This window comes from Pseudolabrys sp. FHR47 (assembly GCF_005153485.1).
Classification (GTDB): domain Bacteria; phylum Pseudomonadota; class Alphaproteobacteria; order Rhizobiales; family Xanthobacteraceae; genus Pseudolabrys.
The window spans coordinates 1,494,763-1,507,881 of record NZ_CP039740.1 but is presented as its reverse complement, the minus strand read 5'-3'; the positions used below and the strand labels follow the sequence as shown (position 1 = coordinate 1,507,881).

The 13,119-nt window shown below is 63.9% G+C and carries 14 protein-coding genes; 6 read left to right on the top strand and 8 right to left on the bottom strand.

All coding sequences use genetic code 11. From position 1 onward, the window contains the following. Position 1: 1 nt before the first annotated feature. From E8Q40_RS07445 to E8Q40_RS07435, 3 genes are read right to left on the bottom strand one after another with little or no spacing between them, the layout of a single operon-like run. Entirely contained in the window at positions 2–535 is a 534-nt protein-coding gene (locus E8Q40_RS07445) for a dihydrofolate reductase (RefSeq protein WP_137043781.1), read from the bottom strand. Further along, positions 532–1,020, bottom strand: a complete 489-nt coding sequence (locus E8Q40_RS07440; protein ID WP_205995723.1) for a GNAT family N-acetyltransferase — start codon at positions 1,018–1,020, stop codon at positions 532–534. Before E8Q40_RS07440 ends, E8Q40_RS07445 begins: the two co-directional genes overlap by 4 nt. Beyond that, on the bottom strand, positions 1,017–1,811 hold the full coding sequence (locus E8Q40_RS07435) for a thymidylate synthase (RefSeq protein WP_137043780.1): 795 nt from the start codon (positions 1,809–1,811) through the stop codon (positions 1,017–1,019). The genes E8Q40_RS07440 and E8Q40_RS07435 overlap by 4 nt, the downstream gene beginning before the upstream one ends. Positions 1,812–2,075: 264 nt before the next feature. Between E8Q40_RS07435 and E8Q40_RS07430 the strand changes: the two genes are divergently transcribed. The 4 genes from E8Q40_RS07430 to E8Q40_RS07415 all read left to right on the top strand — a co-directional run bounded on the left by E8Q40_RS07430 (position 2,076) and on the right by E8Q40_RS07415 (position 6,566). Continuing rightward, entirely contained in the window at positions 2,076–3,212 is a 1,137-nt protein-coding gene (locus tag E8Q40_RS07430) for an MlaE family lipid ABC transporter permease subunit (RefSeq protein WP_137043779.1), read from the top strand. Between the two features lie 2 nt (positions 3,213–3,214). Continuing rightward, positions 3,215–4,021: an ABC transporter ATP-binding protein gene (locus E8Q40_RS07425; protein ID WP_137043778.1), complete on the top strand. Its 807-nt coding sequence runs from the start codon at positions 3,215–3,217 to the stop codon at positions 4,019–4,021. Between the two features lie 15 nt (positions 4,022–4,036). Continuing rightward, entirely contained in the window at positions 4,037–4,936 is a 900-nt protein-coding gene (locus tag E8Q40_RS07420) for an MlaD family protein (protein ID WP_137043777.1), read from the top strand. Positions 4,937–5,066: 130 nt separating this feature from the next. Beyond that, positions 5,067–6,566, top strand: coding sequence for an inorganic phosphate transporter (locus E8Q40_RS07415; RefSeq protein ID WP_137043776.1), 1,500 nt, complete (start codon positions 5,067–5,069; stop codon positions 6,564–6,566). Here E8Q40_RS07415 and E8Q40_RS07410 read toward each other — a convergent pair. From E8Q40_RS07410 to E8Q40_RS07400, 3 genes are all read right to left on the bottom strand, one after another. Then, entirely contained in the window at positions 6,536–7,051 is a 516-nt protein-coding gene (locus tag E8Q40_RS07410; RefSeq protein ID WP_137043775.1) for an NUDIX hydrolase, read from the bottom strand. The genes E8Q40_RS07415 and E8Q40_RS07410 overlap by 31 nt on opposite strands. 133 nt (positions 7,052–7,184) lie before the next feature. Then, the gene (locus E8Q40_RS07405; protein WP_137043774.1) at positions 7,185–8,699 is read right to left on the bottom strand and encodes a tripartite tricarboxylate transporter permease; all 1,515 of its coding nucleotides are present in this window, start codon (positions 8,697–8,699) and stop codon (positions 7,185–7,187) included. Between the two features lie 12 nt (positions 8,700–8,711). Further along, complete coding sequence (locus E8Q40_RS07400; protein WP_137043773.1) at positions 8,712–9,248, bottom strand: tripartite tricarboxylate transporter TctB family protein; 537 nt, start codon at positions 9,246–9,248, stop codon at positions 8,712–8,714. 220 nt (positions 9,249–9,468) lie between these two features. Here E8Q40_RS07400 and E8Q40_RS07395 point away from each other — a divergent pair, with 220 nt between their 5' ends. Together E8Q40_RS07395 and E8Q40_RS07390 are read left to right on the top strand one after the other, a co-directional pair. Then, positions 9,469–10,650: a MalY/PatB family protein gene (locus tag E8Q40_RS07395; RefSeq protein ID WP_137043772.1), complete on the top strand. Its 1,182-nt coding sequence runs from the start codon at positions 9,469–9,471 to the stop codon at positions 10,648–10,650. Between the two features lie 44 nt (positions 10,651–10,694). Further along, on the top strand, positions 10,695–11,465 hold the full coding sequence (locus tag E8Q40_RS07390; protein WP_137043771.1) for a gamma-glutamyl-gamma-aminobutyrate hydrolase family protein: 771 nt from the start codon (positions 10,695–10,697) through the stop codon (positions 11,463–11,465). On the opposite strand, the gene E8Q40_RS07385 is transcribed toward E8Q40_RS07390, so the two are convergent. Both E8Q40_RS07385 and E8Q40_RS07380 read right to left on the bottom strand, forming a co-directional pair. Then, entirely contained in the window at positions 11,462–12,319 is an 858-nt protein-coding gene (locus E8Q40_RS07385; RefSeq protein WP_137043770.1) for an ABC transporter permease, read from the bottom strand. The two genes, E8Q40_RS07390 and E8Q40_RS07385, sit on opposite strands and share 4 nt — an antisense overlap. Further along, on the bottom strand, positions 12,319–13,116 hold the full coding sequence (locus E8Q40_RS07380) for an ABC transporter ATP-binding protein (protein ID WP_137043769.1): 798 nt from the start codon (positions 13,114–13,116) through the stop codon (positions 12,319–12,321). Before E8Q40_RS07380 ends, E8Q40_RS07385 begins: the two co-directional genes overlap by 1 nt. Between the last annotated feature and the right edge of the window lie 3 nt (positions 13,117–13,119).

Genomic DNA, 13,119 nt, shown 5'->3' with positions numbered 1-13,119 from the left:
ACTAGCGGCGAACATAGGCCACGGTGTCGAAGCCGGCGTCGTCGTCCGGCCCGGCATCATAATGATGGCGCTCGACCTCGCGCCACTCGGCGGGATCGATCGCGGGAAAATAGACATCGCCCGGCGGGCTGGCGTGGACATGCGTGATTTCCAGCCGGTCCGCCATTTCCATGGTGCGATCGAACACGTCGCCGCCGCCGATGATCATCAGTTCATTCACGCCACGCTTGGCGGCATCTTCAACGGCGATGCCGAGCGCTGCATCCAGGCTGGTAGCGAGAATGCCGCCCGGTACGGCAAAGCCGAGGTCGCGCGTCATCACGATGTTGGTCCGGCCCGGCAGCGGCTTGCCGATCGATTCATAGGTCTTGCGGCCCATCACGACCGGCTTGCCGAGCGTGATGCGCTTGAAATGCTGTAGATCGGACTTCAACCGCCATGGCAATTGGCCGCCGCTGCCGATAACGCCGTTCTCGCCGATCGCGGCGACGAGCACGATCTTGTAGGGCGCGGTGTTGCGCGGCCGCGTGGTCATGCGCGCGCTCCTTTGCCGAACGATGCAAGCGCCTCACCGCTCATGCGGCAGATCTTCCAGTCGGGCAACACCTGCGCGCCGATCGACTCGTAAAAAGCAATCGATGGCGCGTTCCAGTCCAGCACCGACCACTCGAAGCGAGCATAACCTTCCTCGACGCAGCGCCGCGCGAGTTGCTCCATCAACGCCTTGCCTAATCCCTTGCCGCGATAGGCGGGCCGCACGAACAGATCCTCGAGATAAATGCCGTGGCGGCCGCGGAAGGTCGAGAAATTGAGAAACCAAACGGCGAGTCCGGCCGCCTCGCCATTCCATTCGGCGATGTCGCAGAACAGGCGCGGCTTTTCGTCGAACAAGGCATCGGCGATCATCGCCGGCGTTGCATCAACGGCATCGCTGAGCTTCTCATAGTCAGCGAGTTCACGGATGAGGTCGAAGATCAGCGACGTGTCGGCGGTCGTCGCTGCGCGGATCGCAATAGTCACACCGCCACCACTGCCTTTATATGCGGATGCGGATCGTAATTCTCGAGCGCAAAATCCTCATAGCGGAACGCGAAAATATCCGTCACGTCCGGGTTGATGCGCATCGTCGGCAACGCGCGCGGCGCGCGCGACAATTGCAACTCGGCTTGCTCGACGTGATTGAGATAAAGATGCGTGTCTCCGCCGGTCCACACAAAATCGCCCGGCTTGTAGCCGGTGACTTGTGCCACCATCATCGTCAGTAGCGCGTAAGAAGCGGTGTTGAACGGCACGCCGAGAAAGACGTCGCACGAGCGCTGGTAAAGTTGACACGACAGCCTGCCGTTGGCGACGTAAAACTGAAACAGGCAGTGACACGGCGGCAGCGCCATTTTGTCGACGTCAGCGGGATTCCACGCCGTGACGATCAGGCGGCGCGAGTCCGGACTGCGCTTGATCATCGCAATCACGTTGGCGATCTGGTCGATGGTCTGGCCATCCTTCGCCGGCCATGAACGCCACTGGTGGCCATAGACAGGGCCGAGATCGCCGCGCTCATCCGCCCACTCGTCCCAGATGCGCACGCCATTGTCGTTGAGATATTTGATATTGGTGTCGCCGGCGAGAAACCACAGCAGCTCGTGGACGATCGACTTCAGGTGCAGCTTTTTGGTCGTGAGCAGCGGGAAGCCTTGCCCTAGATCGAAGCGCATCTGATGACCGAACACCGAACGCGTTCCAGTGCCGGTGCGATCGCGCTTCTCCGCGCCGTTGCGGAGAATGTGGTCCATCAGGTCAAGGTACTGGCGCATCGGCGGCTCGGGGCGGTTCGGGCGACTCGGCTCAACATGGTGAACATTACGCCGGCCGGCAACGCCGCCGCACCGCTTTTCAACCGCGCCAAGCATGGAACCTGGTCGCCGTCCGGCCCCGGTCAACCAATTAACCGTAAAAGTTAATCGGCATTTTCTAACCTTAACAATCGGTTAATTTGCCATGGGGCGGCGGGGCGACCAGCCGCCCGCGACGCATTGGGCCCTTTCGGCAACGAAACGGCCATTTTCGGGAGTGACTTCTTGACCGCGGGTACCCTCCAGCACGGCTCGTCGCACGGCGACGGTCTGGACCTCCGGGCCGAAGGACACTGGACGGCGGAGCACGCCCGCGCGCTCGAGCCGCTGGCCGACAAACTGACCTACGGTCATGAACAGGTCTCCCGCCTCGTTTTCGACGCCACCCGCATCACCCAGCTCGACACCTACGGCGCCTGGCTGATCGAGCGCACCTTGCGGATCTGGGCGGGCCGCGGCGCCGACGTCCGCCTGGTCGGCCTGCCGCCGACCTACGGCAACCTGTTCGCGAAGGTCCGCGCCGGCCAGCAGAAGCTGACGCCGCTCAAGCACAAGCAGACCGGCATCGGCGCCACGCTGGAAAGCGTCGGCCGCACCATGACCGCGGTGTTCTCGGACCTGTTCACCATCTTCCAGATGGCCGGTCAGCTCGTCGTCGCATTCCTGAGCGTGTGCGCCAATCCGTGGCGCTTCCGCTTCACCTCGCTCATCAATCATCTCGAGCGGGTCTGCTGGCACGCGGTGCCCATCATCATTCTCATTACCTTCCTGATCGGCGCCATCATCGCCCAACAGGGCATCTTCCACTTCCGCACCTTCGGCGCCGACATCTATGTCGTCGACATGGTCGGCGTGCTGGTACTGCGCGAGCTCGGCGTGCTGATCGTCTGCATCATGATCGCAGGCCGCTCCGGCTCGGCCTACACCGCCGAACTCGGCTCGATGAAGATGCGCGAGGAAGTCGACGCGCTGCGCACCATGGGCTTCGACCCGGTCGAGGTCTTGGTGCTGCCGCGCATCCTGGCGCTCATCATCGCCGTGCCGATTCTGACCTTCATCGGCGCAATGGCAGCGCTCTATGGTGGCGGACTGGTGTCGTGGCTCTATGGCGGCATCGATCCCAAAATCTTCATGTCGCGCCTGCACGAGTCGATCAGCATGAAGACCTTCGCCGTCGGCATGATCAAGGCGCCGTTCATGGCGCTGATCATCGGTCTGGTGGCGTGCATGGAAGGCATGCAGGTCAAGGGCTCCGCGGAGTCGCTCGGCGCCAAAACCACCGACTCGGTGGTGAAGTCGATCTTCCTCGTCATTGTCATCGACGGCCTGTTCGCCGTCTTCTTCGCCGCGGTCGGGATTTGATCATGGCCGCGCGTGGCGAACCCGTCATCAAGGTGCGCGACCTCAAGGTCGATTTCGCGTCACGTCGCGTCCTCAACGGCGTCAATCTGGATTTGAAGCGTGGCGAGATTCTCGGCTTCGTCGGCGCCTCTGGCGCCGGCAAGTCGGTGCTGACGCGCACCATCATCGGTCTCCTGCCCTTCCGGGAGGGCACAATCGAAGTGCTCGGCACCGATCTGGGCAAGGCGACGCTGAAGGAGCGCCAGGCCGTGGACCGGCGCTGGGGTGTGCTGTTCCAGCAGGGCGCGCTTTTCTCGTCGCTGAGCTCGGGCAAGAATGTCGAATTCCCGATCCGCGAATATCTGCGGCTGTCGCAAAAGCTGACCACCGAGATCGCGATCGCCAAGCTGGAAATGGTCGGCCTCAAGCCCGACGTCTATCGCAACTATCCTTCCGAACTGTCGGGAGGCATGATCAAGCGCGTCGCGCTGGCGCGGGCCTTGGCCCTTGATCCCGAAATCCTGTTTCTCGACGAGCCGACCTCCGGCCTCGATCCGATCAGCGCCGCCGAGTTCGATCACCTGCTGCTGACGCTGCAGGAAACGCTCGGCATTTCCGTGTTCATGGTCACTCACGACCTCGACAGTCTGCATCGCACCTGCGACCGCATCGCAGTGCTCGCCGACGGCAAGATTATCGAGGCCGGCACCATGGACGTCATGCTGGAATCGCAGCACCCGTGGTTGAAATCGTATTTCCACGGTGAGCGCGCCCATGACGATTTCCATGTACCGATTAAAGGCCGGCGCGTCACAGAACGTCGCGCCTGATGTGGAGTTGAGACGATGGAAGACAGGGCAAAATTCGCGTTAATCGGCATGTTCACCTTCGCGGTGGTCGCCGCTGCTTTTGTCTTCATCTACTGGATTCACAGCGCCGGAACCTCGAAGGAAACCCAGCCTTATCTGGTTGTGTTCGAAGGCTCCGTGTCAGGCCTGCGCGTCGGCGGTCCGGTGTTGTTCAACGGCATCCGCGTCGGCGAGGTCACCGAAATGCGGCTTACCGACAAGCCGTCTGAAGTTGCGGCCGTCATTTCAATCACGCCGTCGACGCCGGTGCGTTCGGATACGTCCGTGACGCTGGAATACGCCGGCCTGACCGGCATCGCCTCGGTGTCGCTGAAGGGCGCAACCGCGTCCTCACCGGCGGTGCCGCCCTCGAAAAACGGCGGCTTGCCGACCTTGCGCGCCGGCTCCACGGCCGGCGACATGGGAACGGCGGTGCGCGAGACCCTGGCCAAGGCGGACACCATCATCCTCGAGAACCAGGAATCGCTGCGCAACGCCATCAAGAACCTCGAAGTCTTCACCGAGGCGCTGGCCCGCAACGGCGGCAAGATCGACGAACTGATCCAAAACGGCGCGACAGCCATGGGCTCGATCAACGAGCTTGCCGTCAGCCTGAAGGCCGATACGAGCCGGGTCGCCGCCAATCTCGACAAGCTGACGACCAATCTCGACAAGCAGACCACGATGCTTGCGGAGAACCTCGACAAGCGCACCGCCGAGATCACGGAGGGCGTGCTCAAGGTCACCGACAGCACCAACAAGCAGATCAACCTCGTCGGCACCGACCTGCGCCGATCGATCGGCAATATCGACCGGGCCGTAACGGACCTGGCCAAGAATCCGCAACGCATCCTGTTCGGCGGATCGAGTGAAAGCGGCCCCGGCCCCCGGCGCTAAGTCCACCGCCGGCCGGTTTTCAACAACCGTAGGCTGCGGCACTTTTTCTGTGACAGGTTTGTGACAAGAGTGCTAACGGGCTCTTCGCCAGGCGGCGCTCGGCTCCGCCTCCCCGCCTGCGGAGCCCGTTTTGGCCAAAAGCGCTCTCGATAAAGACCTCAAGAAAGTCGTCCAGATCGAGACCGCGACCTATGCGCGGTCGCGCTCGCTGGCGACTCCCGGCCTGCTGATCGTCTTCATGATCGGCGCCGTGGTCATCGCCAGCCTGTCGGTCGGCGGCCCGCTCAAATACTTCGTGTTCTTCGCCGCGGTCATCGCCGCCTATATGGCGCTCAACATCGGCGCCAACGACGTCGCCAACAACATGGGCCCCGCCGTCGGCAGCCGCGCCCTGACCATGACGCATGCTCTGGTGATCGCCGCCATCGCGGAAATCGCCGGCGCGATGCTGGCCGGCGGCGACGTCGTCGACACCGTCTCGAAAAACCTGCTGCATCCGGAGCAGGCGCTCTCCGTCGTTTCCTTCATCTTCGTCATGACGGCAGCGCTCCTCGCCGCCTCGCTGTGGATTCATCTGGCAACCTATCTCGGCGCGCCGGTGTCGACGACGCATGCGATCGTCGGCGGTGTTGTTGGTGCCGGTGTTGCCGCCGCCGGCACCGCCGCCGTCGAGTGGAACGTGATCGGCGGCATTGTCCTGAGCTGGGTCATTTCGCCGGTCTTCGGCGGCATTATTGCCGCCATGCTGCTCGGCTTCATCAAATGGCGGGTGATCTACCGCGACGACCGCGTGGCGGCGGCCCGGCGCTGGGTGCCCGTACTCGTCGCTGTCATGACCGGCGTTTTCGCCGTTTATCTCGTCACCAAGGGCCTCAAGCGTGTCTGGCATCCGCCGATGGCCGTGATCATAGCGGTTGGCGTCGTTTTCACAGTGGGGGCGTTCATGGCGGCACGCCCCTGGGTGATGCGGCGTTCGCAGGGCATGGAGAACCGCCGCAAGCACATCGCCGGCCTGTTCACGATGCCGCTGGTCTTCGCCGCCGGCCTGTTGTCCTTCGCGCATGGCGCCAACGACGTCGCCAACGCGGTCGGACCGCTGGCGGCCATCGTCGCCTCGGCGCAGACCGGCTTCGCCGACGCCGAAAGGGTCGACCTGCCGTTCTGGGTGCTGGCAATCGGCGCCACCGGCATCGCACTCGGCCTAGCGCTGTTCGGCCCGGGCCTCATCCGCACCGTCGGCGAGAAGATCACCCGCATGGATACGATCCGCGCTTATTGCGTGGCCTTGTCCGCGGCGGTGACGGTGCTGGTGGCTTCCGCGCTCGGCCTGCCGGTCTCATCCACCCATATCGCCGTCGGCGCCGTATTCGGCGTCGGCTATCTGCGCGAATTCATCACCAACACCGGCGTGCCCAACCCGGCGGTCAAGCCGCGTACCCTTTTCCTCGAGCCGTCGCGCCTCAACGAGACGCCGGAAATGGCACTGCTGAACTATCAGAAGCGCGAGAGGCGCCGGCTGGTGCGGCGTCAGCATGTGCTGGGCATCGCCGCGGCCTGGGTCATCACCGTGCCGGCGGCGGCGATCCTGTCCGCCCTGCTCTATCGCCTCATGTGGGCGATCGGCGGATAAAACGGCAACCCGCCAGCGTGCAGGCGCTGATTGAGCCTGAGGGCGACGTCGGCGACCCGCGCATCCGACAGCAGACGCCGGGCCTCCGGCAGAATGGCCCAGTGGCGATGGCGACGGCCCTTCTCCGGCCACTCGTCCCACTGCTCCGTCACGCGCAACGGATACAGCTCGACCTCGATAACCTTGCGCCGAAACGGCAGCGTCTTGAACGCCCGATATTTGCCGATGGGCATCGGGTCGACCTCGCCTTCGACCCCGGCTTCCTCCGCCGCCTCCTGCGCGGCGACCTGCGATGGAGCAAGGCCTTCCATCGGATCGCCTTTCGGGAAGATCCAGCGACCGGTGCCGCGCGATGTCACCAGAAGAAACACCACCTGCCCTTTGACGACGGTATAGGGAATGGCGCCGAACTGACGGCTGACGCCCGGCCCGCCCGCCCGAAGCAGGAGGCTGTCAGTGGCCTTTCTCACGACGCCAAGCGCCAAGACGGTCGCTCCTTCGGTAGCGAGTTCGGTCTAGAGCCTTTCCGGCTTTGGTGGAATCAAAGCCGGGGCTCTAGCTTTTTGCTTTGACGCGTTTTCTTTACGCGAACCGGTTTCCACTTCGCTCGAAAACGCTCTAGTTCTCCGACTCGACGAACACCTCATCGCGCCGCTTGCGGATCATCGGCAGCAGCGCCAGTACCAGCAGCGCCACCGAGATGGCGATGAGCACCGCCGAGATCGGCCGCGTGACGAAGACTGACGTGTCACCGCGGGCGATCAACATGGCGCGGCGCAGATTATCTTCCATCAGCGGACCGAGCACGAAAGCGAGCACCAAAGGCGCCGGCTCAAAATCGTGCTTCACCAGCCAGTAGCCAAGAATGCCGAAGATCGCGGCGATCATCACGTCGCTCGGCGAATTGTCGATCGAGTAGATGCCGATGCAACAGAACACGATGATCGACGGGAACAGGATACGGTAGGGCACGCGCAGCAGCCGCACCCAGACGCCGACCAGCGGCAGGTTGATAATGATTAGCATCAGATTGCCAAACCACATCGAGGCGATCATGCCCCAAAACAGGTCCGGCTGCTTGATCATCACCTGAGGACCTGGAACGATGCCGTGAATGGTCATGGCGCCGACCATCAGCGCCATCACCGCATTCGGCGGAATGCCAAGCGTCAGCAGCGGAATGAACGAGGTCTGCGCCGCGGCGTTGTTGGCCGACTCAGGACCCGCCACGCCTTCGATGGCGCCGCGACCGAAGCGCTTCGGATCCTTGGCGATACGCTTTTCCAGCGTATAGGACGCAAAGGACGCTACCACAGCGCCGCCGCCGGGCAGGATGCCAAGCAGCGAGCCGAGGAAGGTGCCGCGCGCGATCGGCCATGCGGAGTCCTTCAGGTCCTTCCGGGTCGGCATCAGGCCTCTGATCTTGCTCTCGACGACTTCGCGACTGCCGCTCCCTCCCTCAAGGTTGCGGATGATTTCGGCAAAACCGAACAGGCCCATCGCGACGTTCGTGAAGCCGATGCCATCGAGCAGCTCCGGCATTCCGAGCGTCATGCGGCCGACGCCGGTGTCGAGATCGGAACCAACCGTCGACAGGAGCAGGCCCGTCACGACCATGGCGATCGATTTCAGGACGGAGCCCTTCGCCAGCACCACCGCGAAAATGAGACCAAGCAGCATCAGCGCGAAATACTCGGCCGGGCCGAATTCCAGCGCGACCTTGGTCAGAGGCTGGCCGAGCGCGGCGACCAGAACAGTGGCAACGCATCCGGCGAAAAACGAACCGATTGCGGCAATCGCCAGTGCCGCGCCGGCGCGGCCCTGCTTGGCCATCTCATGACCGTCGAGACAGGTGATGACCGAAGTCGCCTCACCCGGAATGTTGACCAGGATCGACGTCGTCGAACCGCCGTACTGCGCGCCGTAGTAGATGCCGGCGAGCATGATGAGCGCGCCGACCGGATCGAGCCCGAAGGTGATCGGCAGCAGCATCGCGATGGTCGCGACCGTGCCGATACCCGGCAACACGCCGACCAGCGTGCCGACCAGCGCACCCAGAAGACAAAAACCGAGATTGACGGGATGCCCGGCGATCGAAAAGCCGAGCCACAGATTGGAAAGAAGATCGGACATTGCAGGCTTGTCCTAGAAAGCAGGCCAGAGTGGAAACGGCAGTTGCAGCAAATAGCGGAACAGCACGACGCAGAACACCGTCATGGCCACGCCGGCGATGATGCTCTCCTTCCAGCGGACCTCGCGCCCGCCCATGACGGCTATCATGTAGGCGAGGAAGGTCGCGACGATCAGGCCGAGTTCCGGGATCTTCACCGCGAAGCCGAAGAACGAGAAATGGAAGCCGCGGATCGAGACAGCGAAAGCGACGATCGCGCACACCACGAAAGCGGGGCCACGCAGCGCATAGCTTTCCAGCGGCGGACCGTCGGACAGCAGTCCCGAGATCATGATTGCCGCGCCGACGACAATCAGGAGCCAGGCGAACAGCCGCGGCGTCGTGCCCGGGCCGAAGGAGAAGCCGCGCATGCCGGCAAGATCGCTGCCCGCCCACAGCGCGAAGACCGCGAGCGCGATCAGCGCGAGGCCACCGTAAAAGTCGCGAGGCCCGCGAATCCGCAACGAAAAATTGCCCCCACTCGCGGGGGAGGATTTTGCGTCCTCCGCCATATCGATAGTCTCCAGCCGAATTTGATGCCCCTGCCGCCTCTAGCACAGACGAGCCGGCAACCGAAAGCAAACTGTAACCGGATACGCAAGTGGGGAACGGCCACAGCGCAGTCCTGCTACGACCACGCGTGCGAAACGCGATCGCAACCTTGACCCGGCACGCGGCGACGATCATCAAGGAGGCCACCCCACCGCCGCACCTCCAGGAGCCCCCGCGCCCATGTTCGATTTCGACCGCATCATTGACCGCCGCGGCACCCATTCATCGAAGTGGGACAACATGGCCAAGCTGTCCGGCATCACCGCGACGGACGCCTTGCCGATGTGGGTGGCGGATATGGACTTCGCGGCCCCGCCCGGCGTCACCGAAGCGCTGATGGCCGAGGTGAGCCGCGGCGTGCATGGCTATTATGCCGACACCGGCAGTTGGTCGGAGGCGCTCGTCGCCTGGCTCAAGCGCCGGCACCAACTGACCGTCGATCCCGCCTGGGTCACGCCGGTGCCGGGCATCGTCGCCGGCCTCGGCATGCTCATCCAGGCCGTCAGCGAACCGGGCGACGAGATCGTACTGTTTCCGCCGGCCTATCACGCCTTCCGCAAGATCATCCTCGCCAACGACCGCCGCATTATCGATGCCCGGCTCGGCAACCAGCAGGGCCGCTATGTCATGGACCTCGAGGCCCTGCGCAAGCTGATCACGCCGCGCACCAAGATCGTGTTCCTGTGCAGCCCGCACAATCCCGGCGGCACCGTATGGTCCGCCGAGGAGCTCAAAGCCCTCGCCCAGTTCTGCGCCGAGCACGATCTCATCCTCGCTTCCGACGAGATCCACTGCGATCTCATCTTCAGCGGCGCCAGGCACATACCGACGCTCAACGCGGCGCCGGAGATCGCCGACCGGATCGTGTCGTGCTTTGCCGCGACCAAGACCTTCAACCTCGCCGGCGCCCATATGGGCGCGCTGGTGACGTCGAACCCGGTGCTGCGCCGCAAGATCGAGGCGCGCGTCGCCGCCGCCAATCTCACCTCGCTCGCCAGCTTCGGCATGATCGCGACCGAAGCCGCCTGGCGCACCGGCGAGGCCTGGCTGGACGCGCTGCTGCCTTATCTCGAGGCAAACCGCGACCTGCTCGGTTCCCGGATCGAGAAGGCCGCGCCCGGCGCCCGCGCCATGAAACTCGATTCGACTTACCTTGCCTGGGTCGACTTCTCCGGCACCGGGCTTTCCGCCGAGGATGTCGCCGACCGCGTGGCCAAACGCGCGCGTATCTTCGCCTCGCCCGGCCCGCAATTTGGCCCCGGCGGCGAGACCTGGCTGCGCTTCAACTTCGCGACGCCGCGGCCGATCCTGAACGAAGCCCTCGACCGGCTGGACGAGGCTTTCGCCGATCTGCGCAAATAGATGCTATAAGTTTCCGCCGTGAATCTTGCCCGAAGAACCTCTCCATGAAGCGGCCCGTCGTCGGCGTCATCGGCAACATGCATCTCGTCGAGAACCGCTTTCCGGCGCAGCGCGTCGGCGAGCGTAACCTGCGTGCGGTGAAGGATGTCGTCGGCGCCCTGCCCCTGATGTTCGCCGGCACGCCGGACATCACCGACGTTGACGCCTTGCTCGATGTCGTCGACGGCATCGTGCTCACCGGCGCACGCGCCAACGTCCACCCGACCCGCTTCGGCGTCGAACCGCATCTGAGCTACGAGCCCTATGACGAGCCGCGCGATGCGCTGGCGCTCGATCTGGTGAACACCTGCGTTGCGCGCGGCGTGCCACTGCTCGGCATCTGCCGCGGCTTTCAGGAGATGGCGGTCGCCTATGGGTCGACGCTGCACCCGGAAATCCGCGAACTGCCGGGCCGCATCAATCACCGCATGCCGCGGCTGCCGAACGGCGAAATCCATCCCGATCAGGCCGTGATCTACGGCGACCGCCACGCCGTGCATCTGACCTCGGGCGGCGTGTTCGCCGGCATCTTCGGCGCCGACACCATTCGCGTGAACTCGCTGCACGGCCAGGGCATCCTCGAGCCCGGCAAGCGCATCGTCGTCGAAGGTCTCGCCGACGACGGCACCATCGAGGCGATCCACATCGAAGGCGCCGAAGGCTTCGCACTCGGCGTGCAGTGGCACGCCGAGTATGATCCGCAGACCAATCCGGTCAACCGCGCGCTGTTCGAAGCGTTCGGCGCGGCCGTAAAGAAATATGTGGCGCGGGATTAACGCGACACGCCGTGGCGGCGCAGGACCGTCGACTCGACGGCCTGGATGATGACGAACAATGCGGTCGAGATCGCCGCCAGCACGACGATGGCAGTCATCACCAGATTCATCTGGAATATCTGACTGCCATAGGTGATCAGATAGCCAAGGCCCGCTTTCGCCGCCTGGAATTCGCCGACCACCACGCCGACCAGCGCCAGACCGACATTGACCTTCAGCGCCGAGATGATGGTCGGCACGCTGCCAGGCAAAACGATCTTGTCGAGGATCTGCCGCTTCGAGGCGCCGAACAGCCGCGCCAGCTTGATCTTGTCCGGATCGATGGCCTTGAAGCCGGTGAATAGCATCAGCACGGTGACGAACACGCTCACGGCAATGGCCATCGCATAGATCGAAGCAGCGTCGCCGAGCCAGATATAGAAGATCGGCACCAGCGCGATTTTCGGGATGGCGTTGAGCACGACGATGAACGGATCGAGCACGCGGTAGAGATAATCCGACCACCACAGCGCGATGGCACACAAGAGGCCGAGGATCATGCCGCCGGCAAAGCCGACAATGGTCTCGAACAAAGTCACCCAGGTGTGCATCAGCAAGGTGCCGTCGCTCGCGCCGGCCATGAAGGTGCGCGCCACCGCCGACGGATAGCTGGTCAGCATCGGATTGATCCAGCCGGCGCGCGGCGCCACCTCCCAGATCACGAGGAAGGCCGCGATCAGGCCGATCTGCCACAGGCTGATTGACCAGGCCCGCAAGCGCAATGCGCGGAGATAAGCCTCATAGCCGGCGCTGCGGCCGCTCGGCGCCGCGGCTTTCGCCGCGACCTTGGTGCTGACCATCGCTTCGCTGCTCATCAGTGGACCTCATGCAGATCGAGTTCGTCCCATATGGTCTGGAAGTACTGAGCGAATTCGGGGCACTTGCGCGCCTCGAACGGCGTCGGCCGCTTGTCGCCGAAGGACGGAAACGAGATGTGGTGCTCGCTCTTGATGCGGCCCGGCCGCCGGCTCATGACGATAACGCGGTCAGCCATGCTGATCGCCTCGCCGATATCGTGTGTGACCAGAATGACCGTCTTGCCCTCCGCCTGGAGAATGGCGGCGATCTCGTCGGACAGCGCCAAGCGCGTCTGATAGTCGAGCGCGGAGAACGGCTCGTCGAGCAGCAAGAGGTCCGGCTCGCAGCACAAGGTACGCGCCAGCGCCGCGCGCTGGCGCATGCCGCCGGACAACTGATGCGGCAGGCTGTGCATGAACTCGCCGAGTCCGTAGCGCGTCAGCAGCATCTCGGCGCGCTGGCGCGACCGGCGACGGTCGAGCCCTAAGAGTTCCGCGCCCAGCATCACGTTATCGACGATGCTGCGCCAGTCGAGCAGCGTGTCCTTCTGGAACATGAAGCCGACGCGCGGTGACGGCGCCGTCACCTCGAGACCGTCGACCTTGATGCTGCCGCGCGAAGCCGGCATCAGGCCGGACACCAAAGTCAGCAGCGTGCTCTTGCCGCAACCCGACGAGCCGACAAGGGCGATGAACTCGCCCTTGCCGACGTCGAGGGAGATGTTGGACAGAGCCAGCGTTTCACGTTCCGGCGTGAAGTAGTTCAACGTCACGTCGCGAATTTCGACCGCCGGGATCGCCGTGTTGCGCAACATCGT

Excerpts from the sequence above, each read along its gene's own strand:
- E8Q40_RS07380 (WP_137043769.1), bottom strand. The coding sequence starts at position 13,116 with ATGTTGCGCAACACGGCGATCCCGGCGGTCGAAATTCGCGACGTGACG.
- E8Q40_RS07395 (WP_137043772.1), top strand. The coding sequence starts at position 9,469 with ATGTTCGATTTCGACCGCATCATTGACCGCCGCGGCACCCATTCATCG.
- E8Q40_RS07390 (WP_137043771.1), top strand. The coding sequence starts at position 10,695 with ATGAAGCGGCCCGTCGTCGGCGTCATCGGCAACATGCATCTCGTCGAG.
- E8Q40_RS07400 (WP_137043773.1), bottom strand. The coding sequence starts at position 9,248 with ATGGCGGAGGACGCAAAATCCTCCCCCGCGAGTGGGGGCAATTTTTCG.
- E8Q40_RS07420 (WP_137043777.1), top strand. The coding sequence starts at position 4,037 with ATGGAAGACAGGGCAAAATTCGCGTTAATCGGCATGTTCACCTTCGCG.
- E8Q40_RS07385 (WP_137043770.1), bottom strand. The coding sequence starts at position 12,319 with ATGAGCAGCGAAGCGATGGTCAGCACCAAGGTCGCGGCGAAAGCCGCG.
- E8Q40_RS07405 (WP_137043774.1), bottom strand. The coding sequence starts at position 8,699 with ATGTCCGATCTTCTTTCCAATCTGTGGCTCGGCTTTTCGATCGCCGGG.
- E8Q40_RS07435 (WP_137043780.1), bottom strand. The coding sequence starts at position 1,811 with ATGCGCCAGTACCTTGACCTGATGGACCACATTCTCCGCAACGGCGCG.
- E8Q40_RS07445 (WP_137043781.1), bottom strand. The coding sequence starts at position 535 with ATGACCACGCGGCCGCGCAACACCGCGCCCTACAAGATCGTGCTCGTC.
- E8Q40_RS07425 (WP_137043778.1), top strand. The coding sequence starts at position 3,215 with ATGGCCGCGCGTGGCGAACCCGTCATCAAGGTGCGCGACCTCAAGGTC.